The sequence below is a fragment of the Allobosea eneae genome (assembly GCF_042657265.1).
GTDB classification, from domain to species: Bacteria; Pseudomonadota; Alphaproteobacteria; order Rhizobiales; family Beijerinckiaceae; genus Allobosea; species Allobosea eneae.
Genome location: NZ_JBHSLW010000013.1, coordinates 167,172 through 186,793, shown reverse-complemented (window position 1 = coordinate 186,793; position 19,622 = coordinate 167,172). Strand labels below are relative to the sequence as shown.

The 19,622-nt window shown below is 67.0% G+C and carries 16 protein-coding genes; 9 read left to right on the top strand and 7 right to left on the bottom strand.

Annotated features, from left to right (window positions below; translation table 11 throughout):
- Positions 1-22: 22 nt before the first annotated feature.
- The 3 genes from ACFPOB_RS12105 to ACFPOB_RS12095 are packed head-to-tail and all read left to right on the top strand — an operon-like array spanning position 23 to position 3,971.
- Positions 23-1,129, top strand: a complete 1,107-nt coding sequence (locus ACFPOB_RS12105) for an ABC transporter permease (RefSeq protein ID WP_377798742.1) — start codon at positions 23-25, stop codon at positions 1,127-1,129.
- Positions 1,126-2,754 carry an ABC transporter ATP-binding protein gene (locus ACFPOB_RS12100; protein WP_377798616.1) on the top strand — a complete coding sequence of 543 codons (1,629 nt, stop codon included), beginning with the start codon at positions 1,126-1,128 and terminating at the stop codon, positions 2,752-2,754. The genes ACFPOB_RS12105 and ACFPOB_RS12100 overlap by 4 nt, the downstream gene beginning before the upstream one ends.
- Positions 2,754-3,971 carry a phosphopentomutase gene (locus tag ACFPOB_RS12095; protein WP_377798614.1) on the top strand — a complete coding sequence of 406 codons (1,218 nt, stop codon included), beginning with the start codon at positions 2,754-2,756 and terminating at the stop codon, positions 3,969-3,971. Before ACFPOB_RS12100 ends, ACFPOB_RS12095 begins: the two co-directional genes overlap by 1 nt.
- A gap of 63 nt (positions 3,972-4,034) precedes the next feature.
- Here the strand turns inward: ACFPOB_RS12095 and ACFPOB_RS12090 are convergent, their stop codons facing one another.
- A complete protein-coding gene (locus ACFPOB_RS12090) occupies positions 4,035-5,492 on the bottom strand; it encodes a methyl-accepting chemotaxis protein (protein WP_377798612.1) in 1,458 nt (485 codons plus the stop codon).
- Positions 5,489-5,785 carry a hypothetical protein gene (locus tag ACFPOB_RS12085; RefSeq protein ID WP_377798610.1) on the bottom strand — a complete coding sequence of 99 codons (297 nt, stop codon included), beginning with the start codon at positions 5,783-5,785 and terminating at the stop codon, positions 5,489-5,491. Before ACFPOB_RS12085 ends, ACFPOB_RS12090 begins: the two co-directional genes overlap by 4 nt.
- Positions 5,786-6,040: 255 nt before the next feature.
- Between ACFPOB_RS12085 and ACFPOB_RS12080 the strand changes: the two genes are divergently transcribed.
- Together ACFPOB_RS12080 and ACFPOB_RS12075 are read left to right on the top strand one after the other, a co-directional pair.
- The gene (locus tag ACFPOB_RS12080) at positions 6,041-6,469 is read left to right on the top strand and encodes a TadE/TadG family type IV pilus assembly protein (protein WP_377798609.1); all 429 of its coding nucleotides are present in this window, start codon (positions 6,041-6,043) and stop codon (positions 6,467-6,469) included.
- A gap of 33 nt (positions 6,470-6,502) precedes the next feature.
- Complete coding sequence (locus ACFPOB_RS12075; RefSeq protein WP_377798607.1) at positions 6,503-8,182, top strand: pilus assembly protein TadG-related protein; 1,680 nt, start codon at positions 6,503-6,505, stop codon at positions 8,180-8,182.
- A gap of 6 nt (positions 8,183-8,188) precedes the next feature.
- Here the strand turns inward: ACFPOB_RS12075 and ACFPOB_RS12070 are convergent, their stop codons facing one another.
- The 5 genes from ACFPOB_RS12070 to murA all read right to left on the bottom strand — a co-directional run bounded on the left by ACFPOB_RS12070 (position 8,189) and on the right by murA (position 12,352).
- Positions 8,189-8,593, bottom strand: coding sequence for an arsenate reductase/protein-tyrosine-phosphatase family protein (locus tag ACFPOB_RS12070; protein ID WP_377798605.1), 405 nt, complete (start codon positions 8,591-8,593; stop codon positions 8,189-8,191).
- Positions 8,594-8,639: 46 nt separating this feature from the next.
- On the bottom strand, positions 8,640-9,113 hold the full coding sequence (locus tag ACFPOB_RS12065; RefSeq protein ID WP_377798603.1) for a UPF0262 family protein: 474 nt from the start codon (positions 9,111-9,113) through the stop codon (positions 8,640-8,642).
- Positions 9,114-9,271: 158 nt separating this feature from the next.
- Positions 9,272-10,564 (bottom strand): histidinol dehydrogenase, encoded by a 1,293-nt coding sequence (hisD, locus tag ACFPOB_RS12060; protein WP_377798601.1) that lies wholly within the window; start codon positions 10,562-10,564, stop codon positions 9,272-9,274.
- Positions 10,565-10,590: 26 nt separating this feature from the next.
- Positions 10,591-11,031: a DUF2948 family protein gene (locus ACFPOB_RS12055; RefSeq protein WP_091833966.1), complete on the bottom strand. Its 441-nt coding sequence runs from the start codon at positions 11,029-11,031 to the stop codon at positions 10,591-10,593.
- A 31-nt stretch (positions 11,032-11,062) separates the two neighbouring features.
- A complete protein-coding gene (gene murA / locus ACFPOB_RS12050; RefSeq protein ID WP_377798599.1) occupies positions 11,063-12,352 on the bottom strand; it encodes a UDP-N-acetylglucosamine 1-carboxyvinyltransferase in 1,290 nt (429 codons plus the stop codon).
- A 723-nt stretch (positions 12,353-13,075) separates the two neighbouring features.
- On the opposite strand from murA, the gene ACFPOB_RS12045 reads away from it, so the two are divergent.
- The 4 genes from ACFPOB_RS12045 to ACFPOB_RS12030 all read left to right on the top strand — a co-directional run bounded on the left by ACFPOB_RS12045 (position 13,076) and on the right by ACFPOB_RS12030 (position 19,596).
- Positions 13,076-14,038, top strand: coding sequence for an enoyl-CoA hydratase-related protein (locus ACFPOB_RS12045; protein WP_377798597.1), 963 nt, complete (start codon positions 13,076-13,078; stop codon positions 14,036-14,038).
- 178 nt (positions 14,039-14,216) lie between these two features.
- Entirely contained in the window at positions 14,217-16,568 is a 2,352-nt protein-coding gene (locus ACFPOB_RS12040; protein WP_377798595.1) for a putative bifunctional diguanylate cyclase/phosphodiesterase, read from the top strand.
- 116 nt (positions 16,569-16,684) lie between these two features.
- The gene (locus ACFPOB_RS12035; RefSeq protein ID WP_377798593.1) at positions 16,685-18,130 is read left to right on the top strand and encodes a dihydrolipoyl dehydrogenase family protein; all 1,446 of its coding nucleotides are present in this window, start codon (positions 16,685-16,687) and stop codon (positions 18,128-18,130) included.
- Between the two features lie 11 nt (positions 18,131-18,141).
- Complete coding sequence (locus ACFPOB_RS12030) at positions 18,142-19,596, top strand: sensor histidine kinase (RefSeq protein ID WP_377798591.1); 1,455 nt, start codon at positions 18,142-18,144, stop codon at positions 19,594-19,596.
- Positions 19,597-19,622 lie beyond the last annotated feature (26 nt).

Here is a 19,622-nt window from a genome sequence, read left to right as displayed (position 1 = left end):
GCCCGCTGCCGCGCCTCCGCAGATGAAGCAGGGCTGGCTCAAGCTCTCGCCGATCAACCGGCGTCGCCTCAACAGCTTCAAGGCCAACAAGCGCGGCTGGTGGTCGTTCTGGATCTTCCTGACGCTGTTCGTTCTCTCGCTTTTCGCCGAGTTCATCGCCAACGACCGGCCGCTGATCGTCAGCTACAAGGGCGAGACGCTGTTCCCGGTCGCTGTCAACTATCCCGAGGAGAAGTTCGGCGGCTTCCTCGCCACGACCGATTATCGCGACCCGACCATCGCCAAGGAAATCGCGGCGAATGGCTGGGCGATCTGGCCGCCGATCCGCTATTCCTACCGCACCCACAATCTCGACCTGCCGGTGCCGGCCCCTGCCCCGCCGACCTGGATGCTCAAGGACGAGCAGTGCCGGCCGATCGCGGAGCGAACCGGCGGCATGACCTGCCGCGAGCTCGAATGGAACTGGCTCGGCACCGACGACCAGGGCCGCGACGTGGTCGCGCGCCTAATCTACGGCTTCCGCATCTCCGTGCTGTTCGGGCTGATCCTGGCCTCGATCTCCTCGGTGATCGGCATCGCGGCGGGCGCGATCCAGGGCTATTTCGGCGGCTGGACCGACCTGATCTTCCAGCGCGTTATCGAGATCTGGACCTCGATCCCAGCACTCTACCTCTTGATCATCGTCGCCGCGATCATCACGCCCGGCTTCTTCGTGCTGCTCGGCATCCTCCTGCTGTTCTCCTGGGTGGCGCTGGTCGGCGTTGTCCGCGCTGAGTTCTTGCGGGCACGCAATTTCGAATATGTGAGAGCAGCTCGCGCGCTCGGCCTCTCCAACCGGGCGATCATGGTCAAGCACCTCTTGCCCAACGCCATGGTGGCGACACTGACCTTCCTGCCCTTCATCCTCAACGGCTCGATCACCACCCTGACCTCGCTCGACTTCCTCGGCTTCGGCCTGCCGCCGGGCTCGCCCTCGCTGGGTGAGCTCCTGGCGCAGGGCAAGGCGAACCTGCAGGCGCCCTGGCTCGGCCTGTCCGGCTTCGTCGTGATCGCGCTGATGCTGTCGCTGCTGATCTTCATCGGCGAGGCAGTGCGGGATGCCTTCGACCCGAGGAAGACCTTCGCGTGAGTGCCCCCCTCCTCTCCGTCCAGGACCTCTCCGTCGCCTTCCGCCAGGGCGGGCAGGAGACGCTCGCTGTCGACAAGATCTCGTTTTCGATCGCCAAGGGCGAGACTTTGGCGCTCGTCGGCGAATCCGGCTCGGGCAAGTCGGTCTCGGCGCTGTCGATCCTGAAGCTCTTGAACTATCCGGCGGCGCATCATCCGTCCGGCAAGGTGCTGTTCAACGGCCAGGACCTGATCGCCGCAGACGAGGACGCGATGCGCAAGGTCCGCGGCAACGACATCACCATGGTGTTCCAGGAGCCGATGACCTCGCTCAACCCGCTGCACACCATCGCGCGGCAGATCGGCGAGATCCTCGAACTGCACAAGGGCCTGCGCGGCGAGAAGGCTCGCGCCCGCACCCTTGAGCTGCTCACTCTGGTCGGCATCCGTGATGCGGCGAGCCGGCTCGACGCCTATCCGCACCAGCTCTCGGGTGGCCAGCGCCAGCGCGTGATGATCGCGATGGCGCTCGCCAACGAGCCCGACTTGCTGATTGCCGACGAGCCGACCACGGCGCTCGACGTCACCGTGCAGGCGCAGATCCTGACGCTGCTGAAGGAGCTGCAGGGCCGGCTCGGCATGGCGATCCTGTTCATCACCCACGACCTCGGCATCGTCCGGCGCATCGCCGACCGGGTCTGCGTGATGCTGAAGGGCAAGATCGTCGAGCAAGGACCCGTCGCCGAAATCTTCGGCAAGCCCCAGCACGCCTATACCCAGCGCCTGCTCGCGGCCGAGCCGAAGGGCCGGCCGGAGCCGGTGCCGGAGGGCGCCCCGATCCTGCTGGAGGCCGGGCCGGTCAAGGTCTGGTTCCCGATCAAGACCGGGCTGCTGCGCCGCACGACCAGCCATGTGAAGGCGGTCGACGGCATCTCCGTGAGGGTGCGCGAGGGCGAGACACTCGGCATCGTCGGCGAATCCGGGTCGGGAAAGACGACGCTCGGCCTCGCCATCCTCAGGCTGATCTCCTCGGAAGGGCCGATCGTCTTCCTCGGCGACCGCATTGATGGGCTGAAGAGCAAGGCGGTTCGGCCGAAGCGCCGCGATCTGCAGGTCGTCTTCCAGGACCCTTACGGCTCGCTCTCGCCGCGCATGTCGGTCGCCGACATTGTCGCGGAAGGACTCACCGTCCAGCAGAAGGGGCTGAGCTATCAGCGCCAGCGCGAGATCGTGGCGCAGGCGCTCGCCGATGTGGGCTTGGATCCTGCGACGATGGACCGCTACCCGCACGAATTCTCCGGCGGCCAGCGCCAGCGCATCGCGATCGCCCGCGCCATGGCGCTCGACCCGAAATTCGTCGTGCTCGACGAGCCGACCTCGGCGCTCGACATGTCCGTACAGGCGCAGATCGTCGAGCTGCTGCGCGGGCTGCAGGCCAGGCGCAAGCTCGGCTACCTCTTCATCAGCCACGACCTCAAGGTGGTCAGGGCGCTGTCGCACCGGGTGGTGGTGATGCAGAACGGCAAGGTGGTCGAGGAAGGGCCGGCGGAAGAGATCTTCCAGCGTCCGCGCGAGGCCTATACGCAGGCGCTGCTCGCCGCCGCCCTCAATCTCGAGCCTGCCAACAGCGCCGCGGTGCGCGACTGATGGCGCGCGCCATCCTGATCGTGCTCGATTCCGTCGGCTGCGGCGGCGCCGAGGATGCCGCCGCCTATGGCGACGAGGGCGCCGATACGCTCGGCCATATCGCTGAAGCTTGCGCCGAAGGGCGCGGCGACCGCGAGGGCCTACGCAGCGGGCCGCTTGATATCCCCAATCTCGCTCGCCTCGGACTCAGCCATGCCTGCGAGGCTTCGACCGGCAGGCCTCTCGCCGGCGTGGCGCGCCCGGACGCGCCACAGGGGCAATACGGCTACGGCGTCGAAATCAGCCAGGGCAAGGACACCCCCTCCGGTCATTGGGAGATCGCCGGCTGCCCGGTGCCGTTCAAATGGGGCTATTTCACCGCCCTGGAGAACGCCTTCCCGCCGGACCTCATCGCTGCGATCATCCGCGAGGGCGCCCTGCCCGGCATCCTCGGCAACAAGCACGCCTCGGGCACGGCGGTGATCGACGAGCTGGCAGAGGAGCATATCAGGACCGGCAAGCCGATCTGCTACACCTCGGTCGACTCGGTGCTGCAGATCGCCGCGCATGAGGAGCATTTCGGCCTGGAGCGGCTCTACAGCCTCTGCAAAAAGGCCCGCATACTGGTCGATCCACTCAGGATCGGCCGCGTCATCGCCCGGCCCTTCGTCGGCACCACAGAGACCAGCTTCACCCGCACCGGCAACCGCAAGGATTTCGCCATCCCGCCACCGGACGAGACCATTCTCGACCGGCTCGTGGCCAAGGGCCGGCCCGTGGTCACCGTGGGCAAGATCGGCGACATCTTCGGCCATCGGAACACCGGCGAAGAGATCAAGCCCTTCGGCAACGCCGCCATGTGGGCAGCGGCGCTGGAGGCGTTCGAGCGGCTGCCGGATGGCGGCTTCTGCTTCGTCAACCTCGTCGATTTCGACACCGAATACGGCCATCGCCGCGATATTCCGGGCTATGCGGCAGCGCTCGAAGCCTTTGATCGCGACTTGCCGAAGCTCGGAGCCCTGCTGAAGCCCGGGGACCTCGCCGTCATCACCGCCGACCACGGCAACGACCCGAGCTGGCCCGGCTCCGACCATACGCGCGAGCATGTGCCCGTCCTGGCCTTCGGGCCGGGCGTGGCGTCCGGAGCGATCGGGCGCCGCGAAAGCTTCGCCGACATCGCGGCGACGCTCGGAAACTGGCTGAAGATTGGCGCGATCGGTCCCGGACGGCCCTGGTAGTCAGGGCTTCGCTTCATCGCATTTTCTTCATGCGGACCGGTAACCACTTCGCTCGACAAGGCTTCAAGCCGCAGCGACCCGGTCGCAGAATTCGGCGACCTCGCGGCGGATGCGCTGGGCCTGCGTCGCCAGGTCGTTGGACGAGCTCTGCAGACTGCCGGCGGCGGCGTATGTGCGCTCCGTCACCGCTTCGAAGCTCTGCAGGGTCTGGGCACTGCGCCCGGCGCCATCGGAGGAGATCTGGACCTCTCTGGCGATCTCGGCCGTAGCGCGATCCTGTTCGCCGACGGCATAGGCAATCGCGAGCGAGACGGTCTCGACCTCGCCGATCGCCTCGACGATCTCGCGGATCGATTTGAGCGAGCGCTGCGAAGCGGTCTGGATCGCTTCGATCGAGCGCGCGACTTCCGCAGTCGCGGTCGCGGTCTGTGCCGAGAGCGTCTTCACCTCGCTGGCGACAACAGCGAAGCCCTTGCCCATCGCTCCGGCGCGCGCAGCCTCGATCGTCGCGTTCAGCGCCAGCATGCTGGTCTGCGCGGCGATGCCGCGGATGATCTCGACCACGGCGCCGACGCTTTCGCCGGTTTGCGCCAGCGCCTCGATCTCGGCGCTGGCGGCGCGGGCGAGTTTTGCGGCCGATTGCGAGCTGTCGGCCGATTGCGTGACGTTGCGGCCGATCTCGGCGATAGAAGAGGCGAGTTCCTGGCTGGCCGCCGCAGTCTGCTCGATGCTGCTTGTCACCTCGTTGGAACTGCGCGAAACCACCGCGAGCTGCTGGCGCGCCCGGTCGGAGGCTCCTGTGAGCCCGCGCGCATCGACCTGCATCGCCTCGGATGCCTTGTCGAGCACGGCCATAGCGCCTTCCATTTCGTCGCGAAAGCGCTCGACCATGGCGCGCAGGTGCTCGGCGCGTGCCTCGGCCTCGTCGGCGAGCACCCGTTCACGCTCGCCTGCCATGCGCTCACGCTCGGCAACCTCTTCGGCGCGGCGCAGATTGGCCTCGGTCTGTGCGAAGATGCGCGCGGTCATCACCGCGATCACCGCGAGGAAGGCGGTCTCGACCACCACGATCACGGCGTGCAGCAGGACCCTGAGCAGATTGCCGCCCTGATAGAAAACGGCGGCGGGCAGCACGAACTGGAGTACCAGATGGTGCACCGCCGTGAGCGCAGCGCCCAGTATGATCGGCCGCCAATCGCAGAAGCCGGCGAGCAGCGCCAGCACCGCGAAGTAGTACATGTGCATGTCGGGCTGCCATGGATGCCCGGTGAAGACGGCGACCAGGATCGAGACCTGTCCGATCAGCGCGATCGCGATCGCGCATTGCGCCATCAGCGTCGCACCGGCGCTGCGATAAGCGATCAGAGCCGCGAGCGCGAGCATCAGGGCGCCGAGTGCGGGCACGAGGCCGTCGCCGGCCTGGGCCAGCGACGCCAGCGCGAGCAGCGGGATGTGAAAAAAGGCCAGACCGATCAGGCAGCGCGCAACCAGGTCGCGAAGGCCAGGCAAAGTCAAAGTCATAGGCTGCTCGTTTCGGCCTCTGATGAGATGATGCAACCGGCGAGTCCGGCAAGGTGCAGCATGAGCAGCGCGCCGACCGGTCTCGCGGATGTCTCCGGCGCAAGCACGACGACAAAAGGAACCGCGCCTTGCCGCAGAATCCTGGCGCCGGTCGCCAGGCTGCGCGCCACCGCCTCATCCCCGGAAACCCAGGGCGGGAAGATGGCAGCCAATGGCACTGAAGAGCTGGTGACGGGCCCGGGAAGACTGGCTAAGGCTAGGAGGCCGGAGCCAAGCGCCAGCCCCGTGATCATGCCGATATCGCGCCACTGCCGCAGTCGTCGAGAACGGGGAACAGCCGGTATCGCGGCGTAACTCATATTCAGCCCGGCTCTCAGCATGGCTAACGTAACGTTGCCTTCAACAACGTTCCTGAGCTGCGGATATTAAATTTCTCTTAATCGCGTGTTCACTCCGTAGACTTGCAGCCATGAAAAAATACAACTTTTACGAATATTAAACCGAGCATCTATACGCCTATTGGTTGTATCCAAGAGGAGGGATGCGCCATGCGGTTTGTCGTTCCCGGCTTTAGACGCGATCAGTCGGCCAGCACGGCGGTCGAGTTCGCCTTCGTCGCGCCGATCCTGTTGCTGCTTCTGTTCGGCATCATCGGATACGGCCACGCTCTCGGCGTGTATCACGGCGTGCAGCAGCTGGCTGCGGAAGCGGCCCGTGCCTCCGTAGCCGGGCTCGATGACGCCGAGCGCGAGCGGCTCGCACGCGCTTTCGTCACGCGCAGCATCGGTTCCTACGCTTTTCTCCAACCGGACAAGCTGACCGTTCGCACGACTTCCCTGGGCGCGCCGTCGCCGAGCTTCGAGGTCGCGATCACCTACGACTATTCGGACAGCGCCTTCAACCGGCTGGCCTCGATCATTGCGCTGCCGCTGCCGGTCGTCGAGCGCCGCGCCGTCGTCCAGCGCGGCGGCTACTGACCCGATCCGATATCGGCCGACAAGGGGGCTATCATGATCCGTTCCTTCCGGAGGTTCCTCGCCGACCGTCGCGGCATCTCGACCATCGTCTTTGCAGGCTCTTCCCTGGTGCTCTTCGGCTTCGGCACGATGGCGATCGACGTCGGGAGCTTCTTCTACCAGAAGCGACGGCAGCAGACCGCGACCGATCTCGCGGCACTGGCCGCCGCGGCCGACCTTGAGCGCGCCACGAATGCAGCCCGATCGAGCGCCAGCCGCAACGGCTTCTCGAGCAACAGCATCGAGACGGTGCAGACCGGGACCTACACGCCCGATGCGCGGCTGGCACCCGATGCGCGCTTCCGGCAGGGCTCCGGATCGTCGGCCAACGCCGCGCGGGTCGAGATGCGGGCGACCACGCCGATGATCCTTGGCCGTGTCCTGGCTCCCAGCCTGGGCGGCGAGAGCGGCGAGGTCGCCATCGTGACCCGAGCGACCGCCGCGCAGGACGCGCAGGCTGCCTTCGCCATCGGCTCACGGCTGGCCCGCGTCGAGGGCGGCGCCCTCAACGGTCTGCTCGGCGGCCTGCTCGGCGCGAACCTGTCGCTCTCGGTAATGGATTACGAAGGGTTGGCGCGCGCGCGGATCGACCTGTTCGGCTTCGCACGACAGCTCGCAACGCGCGCGGCGATCTCGGCTCTGACCTTCGATGAGGTCATCCGCGCCAGCGTCCGCATCGGGGACGTGATCCTGGCAGCCCAGGACGCCGCACGCGACCAGGGCGCCGGCAGTGACGCGATCGCGGCACTGGGACGCCTGGCGGGGGCCGTGGCCGGCCCGGCGCAGCGCATCAATCTGCAAAGTCTCGTCTCGTTCGGCAATTATGGCAGCCGTCGGCTGAACGAGGAGGTACCGCTCAAGGCATCGCTGTCGGCGCTCGATCTCGTCTCGGCCGCTGCCCAGATCGCCAATGGCTCGCGTCAGCTCGATGTCAGCCTCGCCGTCAATGTGCCCGGCCTCGCTTCGGTGTCGCTCAAGCTGGGCATCGGCGAGCGGCCGGTCGGCACCAGCCTCGTCCGCGTCGACCGCGCCGGAGCGAGCGTCCACACCGCCCAGACCCGCCTGCTGCTGACGTTGACCCTCGTCGGCAGCGGCCAGGCCTCGCTGGTCAAGCTGCCGCTCTATCTGGAGCTCGCCTCCGCGACTGCGCGTCTGACCTCGGTCTCCTGCGGGGCCGGCGACATCACCAGCTCCCGGGTCACGCTCGGCGTAACGCCGGCGGTGGTGGATGCCTGGATCGGGCAGGTTTCACCTGCCGAGTTCAGCAATTTCAGCACCCGCCCGAATCCGCCGGCAGCGACGCTGCTCAACCTCGCTGGCCTCGCCAAGGTGACCGGCCGCGCGCATGTGACGGTCACCAACACCAGTGAAACGCCGGTCAGCTTCAGCTATGCCGAGATCCAGCGCGTCGACAAGAAGACGACCTCGACCCAGAACTTCGTCGCGAGCCTGCTGTCGCGACTGGTCGGCGATCTCGACCTGCGCGTCGAATTGCTCGGGCTCGGGCTTCCTCTGCCCGGACTCGAGGGCGCCGTATCGGGCGTCGTCGCCGGCGCGGCGGCACCGCTCGACCAGGTGCTGACGAGCCTGCTCAACACGCTCGGGATCGGGCTGGGACAGGCCGACAGCTGGGTCAGCGGCGTGCGCTGCGGCGGTGCCGTGCTGATCCAGTAGTGGCCCTCACGACCGTAGCCGCGTCTTGATGCGCTGCATCAGCCCGTCGCGCACGGAGCGGTAGGCATCGAGCACCTGCTCGCGCGAGCCCTGAACGATGGTGGGATCCGGCGTCGGCCAGTACTCGACGTCCGCAGCGACGGTGCGGGTCAGGTCGAGGGCCTTGTGGTGCGCCTCGGGGGAGAGCGAGACGATCAGATCAAAATTGAGGCCCTCCCATTCTTCCAGTTCCTCGACCGTCTTCGGCCTGTGCTTGCGCGCATCGATGCCGATCTCGTCGAGAACTTCCAGTGCGAAAGGATCGATATCGCCTTTTCGCGCCCCGGCAGACTGGACATAAACCGACTTGCCGAAGAAGTGTTTGGCCATGGCCTCGGCCATGGGCGAGCGCACCGCATTGTAGGCGCACATGAACAGTACGCTCTGAAGCTTGCGCGATACGGGCGGCTCCAAGCGCTCAGCCCTTCCAGTGCAGCGCGTAGATCAGAGTGAAGAGGCGGCGGGCGGTCTCGTTGTCGATCTCGACCTTGCTCGCCAACCGCTCGATCAGGAGAACCGCCGCCTCATCGTGCAGGCCGCGCCGCCCCATGTCGATCGCCTCGATCTGCGCCGGCGTGGCGGTGCGGATGGCGGCGTAGTAGCTGTCGCAGACCAGCTCATAGTCCTTGATGATGCGCTTGAGCGGCGTCAGCGAGAGATAGTGCGTGACGATGGGGGCACCGTCAGCACTCTTCACCTCGAGGGCGAGCCGCCGCTCGACCAAAGCAAGGTGGACGGCATAGGGTCCGCCGTCGAAATCCGGCAGGGCGAAGTGGTTGCGCTCGATCAGGTCGTAGATCGCGACGGCGCGCTCATGCTCCTGGTCGGCGCTGCCGCGCCCGAGCGAGGCCTCGTCGAGCGTGACGGCGACCAGATGATTGCGTTCCGACATGTCCCCTCCGCCAGAGCATGTTCCACAAAAGTGGGCACCACTTTTGCGATCGGAACATGCTCAACTTTTTGATTTTGCGCGAATTCTTTTCGATTGACCGATACCGGTCAATCGGAAAGCGCGCCAGCAGATGTCGGCGCAGAATCGCCGCCTCGACGTCAGCCGTTGAGTCGGATCGTCACGGAACGCGCATGCGCCTGCAAGCCCTCGGCTTCAGCGAGCTCCGTCGCGGCGCCGGCAAGCGCCCGCAACGATTCGGAATCGCATTTCAGCAGCGAGGTGCGCTTCATGAAATCGGGGACGCCGAGCCCGGAGGAGAAGCGGGCCGAGCGGGCCGTCGGCAGGACGTGGTTCGAGCCGCCGACATAGTCGCCGATCGCCTCGGGCGTGTGCCCGCCGAGGAAGATCGCGCCGGCATTGCGGATGCGCGCCGCCAGCCCCTCGGCATCGGCGGCGATGATCTCGAGATGCTCCGGCGCCAGCCGATCGACCAGCGGTATCGCGTGATTGAGCGCCTCGACCAGGATGACCGCACCGAACTCGCGCCAGCTTGCCCCGGCGATCTCGGCGCGCGGCAAGGTCTTGAGCTGGCCTTCGACCGCACGCTCGACCGCGTCCGCGAGCGCGGCGTCGTCGGTGATCAAGATCGACTGGGCGGCGGTGTCATGCTCGGCCTGGGCGAGCAGGTCGGCGGCAATCCAGTCGGGATTGGCACCGGCGTCGGCCAGAACCAGCACCTCGGAGGGGCCGGCGATCATGTCGATGCCGACCGTGCCGAAGACACGGCGCTTGGCGGCGGCGACATAGGCATTGCCGGGGCCGACGATCTTGGCGACCGGGGCGATGGTCGCCGTGCCGTGGGCGAGCGCAGCGACCGCCTGCGCTCCGCCGATCCTGTAGATCTCGTCGACGCCGGCAAGCTTCGCCGCCGCGAGCACCAGCGGATTGCCCTCGCCACGCGGCGTCGGCGCGACCATGACGAGGCGATCCACGCCGGCGACCTTGGCCGGCACCGCATTCATCAGCACCGAAGAGGGATAGCTCGCCGTGCCGCCCGGCACATAGAGCCCGACCGCCTCGACCGCGCTCCAGCGCCAGCCGCTCTCGACGCCCAGCGCATCGCGCGACCAGGAGTCGGCCGGCTTCTGGCGCAGGTGATAAGCTTCGATCCGGGAGCGGGCCGTCTCCAGTGCGGCAAGCTGCTCGCGCGAGCAGGCAGCGAAGGCCGCCTCGATCTCGCTCTGCGTGACGCGCAAGGTCTGCGGCGTCAGGAAAAGCTTGTCGAAGCGCTCGGTGTAGTCGATCAGCGCGGCATCGCCGCGAGCGCGGACATCGGCGATGATCGCCGCCGCGACCTGGTCGACATCCTCGGAAACCTCACGCTTCATCGCGAGCAGGGCAGAGAACTCCCGCTCGAAACCGGCATTGCGTGCGTCAAGCCTGATCGGCATGGTGCTGTCCTGACCGCAGGTGTGATTCAGCCGGCGTCCGGGTGGGCCGGCGTCGCGACGGCTTCCCAGATCGGACCGAGATCCTTCATCTGCGCTTCGATGCACTCGACATCGAGGCGGATGGCGGCGCCGTCGGCGAAATGCAGGGTCACCTCCCCGGCCGGGCCGTCGGTCTCGGCGAAGGTGACGGCGAGCAGACTAAGCACCACATCGCCGGCCGCGACCTTGCTGCTGCGCGCGGCCGTCACGCGTTCGAAATGGAGAGCGGCGAGCCGCCGGCGCTTCTGGCCTTGCGCCGCGCCTTCCCAGTCGAAACGGCGCAGCGCCAGGGCAAAACGCTTCTCGGCGGGCCGATAGGCGATGTCGCCGCGCTTCAGCACCGCGTCCTGCAGATGCGCCGAGATCACCGACAGATCCTCGGCGTCTAGGGCGATCAGCTTCAACGGCTCGGCGGCAGGATCGGACATGCGCCTTATCTGGCGGGGGCAGTGCCTTGCGTCAACCGCTGATGCGCTCGACCTGCGCGCCGCAACGGCCGAGCTTGGCCTCCAGCGCCTCGAAACCACGGTCGAGATGGTAAACCCGGTTGATCATCGTCTCGCCCTCGGCGACGAGGCCGCCGATGACCAGCGAGACCGAGGCGCGCAGATCGGTCGCCATCACCGGAGCGCCGGTGAGCTTCTCGACGCCGTCGACATAAGCCGCATCGCCGTCGAGCCGGATCTTGGCGCCGAGCCGGGCGAGCTCCTGCACATGCATGAAGCGGTTCTCGAAAATGGTCTCGCGGATGCGAGAGGTGCCCTTGGCCCTGGTCATCAGCGCCATCAGCTGGGCCTGGAGATCGGTCGGGAAACCCGGGAACGGATCGGTCGTGACGTCGACCGGTTCCAGCGCCGCGCCGTTGCGGTGAACGCGGACGCCCTCATTGGTCTCGGTGACCTCGACCCCGGCCTGGCTGATCACGTCGAGCGCCGCCTGCAGCAGGTCGGCGCGGGCGCCTTCCAGCAGCACGTCGCCGCCGGTCATCGCCACCGCCATGGCATAAGTGCCGGTCTCGATCCGGTCCGGCAGGACGGCATGATGCGCGCCGCCGAGACGTGAGACGCCGCGGATGGTGATGGTGGAGGTGCCAGCGCCTTCGATCTTGGCGCCCATCTTTTCCAGACAGGCGGCGAGATCGACCACCTCCGGCTCGCGAGCCGCGTTCTCGATCACCGTGGTACCGTCGGCGAGGACGGCGGCCATCAGCGCGGTATGGGTGCCGCCGACCGTAACCTTCGGGAAGACGATCTCGGCGCCCTTCAGCCCCTTCGGCGCGCGGGCCAGCGCATAGCCCCCCTCGATGGTGATGGTGGCGCCGAGGCGCTCCAGGGCCATCAGCAGGAGATCGACCGGACGGGTGCCGATGGCGCAGCCGCCGGGCAGCGACACCTTCGCCTCGCCCATGCGGGCCAGGATCGGCGCGATCACCCAGAAGCTCGCGCGCATGGTCGAGACCAGCTCGTAAGGCGCGCAGGTGTCGACGATCTGGCGGGCGGTCAGCGCCACCGTCTGCCCGGTCTCGGCGCTCTGGCCGATGCGCTTGCCGGCAACCGAGCGGTCTACGCCGTGATTGGAGAGGATGCGCGAGAGCGCGCTGACATCGGACAGGCGCGGCACGTTGGTGAGCGTCAGCGTCTCGTCGGTGAGGAGGCTCGCGATCATCAGCGGCAGTGCCGCGTTCTTTGCGCCTGAAATCGGGATCACGCCATTGAGGCGCTGGCCGCCGGTGATGCGGATACGGTCCATCGGGCTCGTCCTGCAGAACGGCCGGCAGAAAGGCCGGCCGGAAAGGGGGGATCAGGACCGGGGAGTGTCGGCCTGGGTGGGCGGTAACGTGTCCTCGGCCGTCGTTTCCGAGGCACGCCTGGCCCTTGCCTGCGCCTTGCGGCGCTTCAGATTCTCGCGGAGGGCGGCGGCGAGGCGCGCCCTTCTCTCATCTTCGGCTTCGGTCTGGCGGCTCAAAGCGTCAGCTCGTCGAAATGTCCGCAACCCTGAGGCGGCGGCGTTGGCTTATGGTTAGCCGCTCAACCCGGTCCGGACAAGGCCGGGGCGACGGCACGACATTCCTTGCACGATCGATTGCGGCACAACTGCGGCGCGGCCGGTCTCCGGATGGAACAGCCCTGCCCCAAGGCGGCCAGCAGCCGCGCCAGCCCACACGACCGACCTATCGCGCCGCTCCGGCCGACACCGGCTGCAAGGCTCTGTCGCGATTGGTAAAATTTTTATTATCTCGGCAACCCTGACCGACAAGTGATATGCTGGCACGCCCATTGCGTGCATCGACGGCAACGATAGCAGCGACAGCAGGACAACCGACGGCTGCGTTCCCAGACCATGAGCCGACTTTGGTACCAACGGACAAAGTTTAACGAAATTAACCATTTCCGGCAGTTTGCGTTTACAGATTGTTAACTTTCTCTACCCTCGGCGGCGTCGAGGGGTGCGAGACGAGGCGGAGACCAGACGATGTTTCAGAGCTATGCACCGACGGCGGGTGGCCAGACCGCTGCCGAGCTCGCCGATGGAGAGGTGATCGAGGCGATCCGCCATCACGCCGGCTTCCTGCCGGAGGTTCAGCTCGCCTATGAGGAGGAGCTGCGCCTGCTCTGGGTCACCATCAAGCCGGAGTTGAAGCCGGTGTTCACGCTGCAGCTGCTCGAGAGTCTCGGGAAGGTGCAGCAGGCGATCATCGACCTCTGGGGAGCGCCCGAGCAGTACCACGCCGCGCCGGTGCGCTTCCTCGCCTTCCGCGGCACGGGGCCGTTCTTCACCCTCGGCGGCGATCTCGACTTCTACCTCGATTGCCTCGCCAAGAACGATCGCCCGGCCCTGGCGGAGTATGCCCGCCTCTCGGTCGAGGACGCGTTGCGCAATGCCAGCGGCCTCAACGGCATGGCCGTCACCCTGTCGACGATCCACGCCAAGGCGATCGGCGGCGGCATCGACGCGCCGCGCTCATGCAACATCATGATCGCCGAAGAGCAGGCCTCGTTCGTCTACCCGGAAATCAAGTTCAACCATTTCCCGATCACTGCGGTCGGGCTGTTGTCGCGCCGCATGGGTCCGCGTGCCGCCGAGCACATGCTGCAATCCGGCGAGGAGATGAGCGCCGCCGAGTTCCTGGCCGCAGGCGGCCTGGAAGCGGTCGTTCCGACTGGCACCGGCGAGGACTGGATTCGCAAATACGCGTCCGACTCGCTGCCGATCCACGCAGCCCGCACCGCCCTGTTCTCGGCCTTCAACCGCCGCGCCGGCAATCTGCGCGAGGAGCTCGACTATCTCGGCCAGCTCTGGACCGACTGCATGCTGCGCCTGCACCCGAGCGCGATCTCGAAGCTGCAGCGCATCGCCCAGACCCAGGACCGCATGCTGGCGCGCGTGTACCAGCGCAGCCCCGAAGAGGCGTTCGCCAACGCCGGCGCGGCCTGAACGAACCGTCAAAGTGAGCCCGAGCGATCGGCATTCGCGCCGATCGTGCGACTCCGCTATGTAACTCTCATGAAACTTTTACCTTTCCCTCTTATAGCCGTTAGGTGATGCGGCACAGGATGGGCTCGTTCACCCGCCTCTCCCGAGACCGTCAAAAAGGCAGGAGTGGATGGCGGGAGTGCCGAACCGGTTGCATAGCGCCAGCGCCGACAAAGCGATCGCAGAGCAGCCGGCCGGACACGAAGGCCGGAGCGCGGTCGATCTCGCCGATTATCGCCTGCTCGTCTCCTCGCTGTTCTCCTCGCCTGGCTCGATCATCCCGGGCGGCATCGCCGGCATCCTGACGCCGTTCCTGTGCTGGCTCTCGACGGGAGCCAACCTCTTCATGTGGCTGACGGTCAGCGTCGCCCTGGTCGTCGTCATGCGGATCATCACTGTGGTCCGCTACCGCCGGCTCGACCATTCCGAGGATACGCTCGCCCAGACCTCGAGTTGGGATCGCGAGTATTTCTTCGGCGCCACCGTGTTCAGCGCCGTGCTCGGCTTCAGCTGCTATGCGGCGTTGGCCTGGACGGACGACCCTGCCGCTCACATCACCTCGGTGTCGTCGACGATCGCGCTCGCCTCCGGCTATGTCGCTCGCAATGCCGGACGGCCGAAATTCGTCGCCGTCCAGCTCCTGACCTTCTGCGTGCCGATGGCGATCGGCCTGATCCAGGCGCACAACCCGTATTACCAGTATATCGGCTATTTCGCCTTCCTCTATGTCGTCGCCAACATCGCGATCACCAACTCGCTGCATCGCAACCTGCTGGCGTTGAGCGACGCCACCAAGCAATCCAAGGCGCTGGCGACGGCGCTGCGCTCGCAGAACCTGACGCTCGACGCCGCGCTCAACACGATGATCCACGGGCTGGCGATGTTCGACCGCAAGCTCGACCTCGCGGTCTCGAACGCGCCGCACGCCGCGCTCTACGGCATTCCGGAGACGCTCGCTTTGCCCGGCACGCCGATCAGCGCGATCGCGCGTTTCCTGATCGAGCGGCAGGTGATGACGCCGGAGCAGGTCCGCGACATCAAGGCGGCCCTCGACGGCGTCCAGGCGACGCAGCAGGCGGCCATCTACGAATTGCAGTCGCGCAACGGCCGGATGCTCGTCGTCACCATCGCGCCCGCGGCCGAAGGCGGCGTGCTGATGCTGACCGAGGATGCGACCGAGAGGAAGGCGACCGAAGCGCGGATCGAGCAGATGGCGCGCTTCGACGAACTGACAGGGCTCGCGAACCGCTTCGAGTTCAACACGCAGCTCGCCGACGTCTTCCGGCGGCAGGAGCGCACCGGCGAGACATTCGCGCTGCTCTATATCGACCTCGACGGCTTCAAGCAGGTCAACGACAATCTCGGTCACGACATCGGCGACCGGGTGCTGATCCAGACGGCGGCACGCTTGAAGAGCGCGATCCGCCACAACGACCTGCTGGCGCGCTTCGGCGGCGACGAGTTCGTGCTGATCCTGCCGGCGGCCGACGTCGCGACGGTCCGGATGATCGCGCAGCGCATGATCGAGGCGATGGACCGCGCTTTCGAACTTGAGACCAAGACCGTCTATGTCACCGCCAGCATCGGCATCGCGCTCGCGCCGACCGACGGCGCGACGCCGGCCGATCTGCTGCGCCATGCCGACACGGCGCTCTACAAGGCAAAGGGCGCCGGCCGCAACACCGCGACCTTCTTCGACCCGGCCATGGCCGAGGAGATGCTCGAGCGCCACGAGATCGAGGTTGATCTGCGCCAGGCGACCAGCGAAGGCGCGCTGGAGCTTTACTACCAGCCGATCATCGACCTGCGCACGCAGGAGATCGTGACGCGCGAGGCGCTGATGCGCTGGCGCCACCCGACGCGCGGCATGGTGCCGCCTGGCGTCTTCATCCCGATCGCCGAGCAGTCGGGCCTGATCGCCGGGATGGGCGACTGGGCCATCCGCCAGGCCTGCCGCGACGCGGCGAAATGGCCAGGCGGAATCGGCGTTTCCGTCAACATCTCGCCGCTGCAGTTCCGCGAGCCGGGGCGGATCGTCGAGACCGTCAAGAACGCGCTGCTGCTCGCCCATCTCGCGCCGGGCCGCCTGACGCTCGAAGTGACGGAATCGCTGCTGATTGAGGACAATAAGACGACGCTCGAGGTCATCAACGAATTGCGCGCGATCGGGGTCAAGTTCGCGCTCGACGATTTCGGGACGGGCTATTCCTCGCTCGCCTATCTCTCGACCTACCCGTTCTCGCAAGTGAAGATCGACCAGAGCTTCAGCCGCGACGTCAACAGCGACGAAGCCTCCAAGGCGGTGATCGAGGCGGTCTGCCAGCTCGCCCGGCGCCTGTCGATGAACGTCGTGGTCGAGGGCATCGAGACCGAGGCGCAGCGAATGGCGGTGCAACTCCTCGGCGCCCAGCGGGCCCAGGGCTATCTGTTCGGCCGGCCACAACCTGTGTCGGAGTTCAGCAAGGGCGACGAGCCGCGCAAGATCGCCTAAGGGCGAGCTCCCTCTAGTCGGCCTCGGCTCCTTCCAGCCTACTATCGTCTCAGCGAACTTGATTCCGCCGCAACGGCAACGCATCTGCACGAGCGAGACAGCCACGGAGATGCGGCGTGAGCGAGACCGCCAGCCCTGCAGCCAGCAAGGAGCCGCTGACGCCGGACATCTGCGTCGTCGGCGATGGCCCGGATGGGCTCGCGGTCGCGACCGCCGCCGCGCTGTTCGGCGTCAGCACAGTGCTGATCAGGCAAGGCGGGGGCGCCTATCCGCTGAATGAAGGCGCGCGCGGCCAGGCTTTGCGTGCCGTCGCCGCTCAGGCGCGACTGATCGCCGGCGCCGCGGCCTTCGGCACCGTACCGGATACGAGCCAGATCGATTTCGGGCGCGTGCGAGTTCATCTCGACCAAGTTGCGGCTCGCTCGGCCGTGAACGACTCGGATGAGCGCTTGGCGGCCCTGGGTGTGCTCGTGCTCAAGGGCAAGGCGCGTTTCCAGAACCGGCGTCAGCTCGTCGTCGACGAGACGGTGATCAAGGCGCGACGCTTCGTCGTCGCGACCGGCTCGCTGCCGACGATGCCTGACATTCCGGGCCTCGCCGACCTGCCCTGCCTGACCGAGGACGGCATCTTCGAGCTGGCGAGACGGCCGGAGCGACTGATTGTGCTCGGAGGCACGGCAACGGCAGTCGAACTGGCGCAGGCGATGCGTGCACTCGGCTGCGAGGTCGCACTGATCGCGCGGGAGGGCCTGCTGCCCCACGAGGATCCGGAAGCGGTCGGCGTGCTCAGGCGCGCGCTGCTCGGCGACGGCATCGCACTGCATGAGAGCCGGCCGATTCTGCGTGCCGAGAGCCACCGCCAACGGCCGCGCCTCGTGCTCGACGGCGAGATCAGGATCGACGGCACGCATCTCCTGGTCGCAAGCGGCCGCAGGCCGAACATCGCAGGCCTCGAGCTCGATCTCGCCGGCATCCGCAGCGACGAGACCGGCATCGTCGTCGATGCCTCGCTGCGGACGGCCAATCGCAGCATCTACGCCCTCGGCGCATGCGCCGGCGGCGCGGCCGTCGGACCGGCATCCCGCCATGCCGCTCAGCATCAGGCCGGGCTGGTGCTGCGCAACGCCCTTTTCCGGCAGCCGGTCCGCTTCCGGCGCGAGCTGGTGCCGCGCACCGTCCATGCCAGTCCAGAACTGGCTTGCATCGGCCTGAACGAGGCGCAGGCGCGCGCGCAGGGCGAGATCCGGGTGCTGCGCTTTCCCTATGCCGAGAGCGCACGTGCCCAGGCCGAGCGACAAACGGAAGGGCTGATCAAGCTGATGACCGACCGCAAGGGCGGCATACTCGGCGTCGTCATCGCCGGGGCTCAGGCGGCCGAACTGATCGTGCCCTGGGGGCTCGCCATCCAGAAGCGGATGAACATCAAGGAGATGGCAGGGCTGATCGCGCCATCCCAGAGCCTGTCGGAATTGTCGCAGAAAGCGGCGCTCTCCTTCCAGGCGCCGCTCGCGGCAAAGCCGGGCATCCGCCGCCTCATCGGCTTCCTGCGCCGTTTCGGATAGACTGGCTGTTGATGTCAGTAAGACGGTTCGATCCCAACACCCTGTCGATCAGCGTTGCGCGCGGGCCAACGCAGCTCGGCCTGTCGGCCAAGCTGCTCCTGCTGACCATTCTGTTCGTGATGCTGGCCGAGGTGCTGATCTACCTGCCTTCGGTTGCGAACTTCCGGCGCAATTGGCTGAACGACCGGCTCGCGGCGGCGCAGATCGCCGTGCTTGTGCTCGAAAACGCTCCTGCCGAAGGATTGCCCGAGGGCAGCGAGGAGCGGCTGCTCGCCGGCGTCGGCGCCTCCGCCATCGCCGCCCGTGTCGGCGGTGCGCGCCGGCTGCTCAGCCTCGATTCGATGCCGCACGAGGTCGCCAGGACCGTCGACCTGCGCGATCAGAGTTGGATGCAGTCGATCGTCGAATCGGTGGCGACTTTGGTCAGCCCCTCGCATGAGATGCCGATCCGCGTCGTCGGGCAGGCGGTCGGCGCCGCCGACTTCGTCGAGATCGTCATCGACGAGCGGCCGCTGCACCGGGCCATGCTGAAATTCTCGGTCAACCTGACGCTGGTCACGCTGATCATCTCGATCCTGACGGCGGGGCTTGTCTATCTCTCGCTGAACTGGCTGATCGTGCAGCCGATCCGGCATCTCGCCGCCAATGTGATGGAATTCGAGCACGATCCGGAGAACCCGCGCCGGATCATCGAGCCGACGCAGCGCGCCGACGAGATCGGCGAGGCGCAGCGGGCACTGGCGCGCATGCAGGCGACGCTCGCCGATGATCTTCGGGCCAAGAAGCACCTCGCCGAGCTCGGGTTGGCCGTCAGCAAGATCAACCACGACCTTCGCAACATGCTGGCGGCCGCCCAGTTGATGTCGGACCGGCTGACCGAGACGCGCGATCCGAAGATCCGGCGTTTTGCGCCGCGGCTGATCGCGACGCTCGGGCGCGCGATCGATTTCTGCCAGGCGACGCTCGCCTATGGTCGGGCGACCGAGGCGACGCCGGCGCTGCGCGATGTGGCGCTGCGACAGCTCGTCGCCGAGCAGGCCGAGCTGCTCGGCCTCGGCGAGAACGGCACGATCGCCTTCGCCAACGACGTCCCGGCCGAGATGATCGCCCCTTGCGATCCCGACCAGATGGCGCGGGTGCTCTCCAATCTGATGCGTAATGCGATTCAGGCTCTCGACGGCCTCAGCGAGGCCGGCGCCCGGTCGCCGATGCTCAGGATCAGCGCCGGCCGGCGCCATGAGGAAATCGTCCTGCGTATCGCCGACAACGGGCCGGGCGTGCCGCCACGGGCGCGCGAAAACCTGTTCCAGGCCTTTCGCGGCTCGGTCAATCCCGGCGGCACCGGGCTCGGCCTTGCCATCGCCGCCGAACTGGTGCGGCTGCATGGCGGCGGGATCGCGCTCGAACCATCCGAGGTCGGAGCGGTGTTCACGGTGTCGCTGCCGGCGCGGCGCGCGGCAGCCTGACGTCTCACAGCCGTCATTCTGAGGAG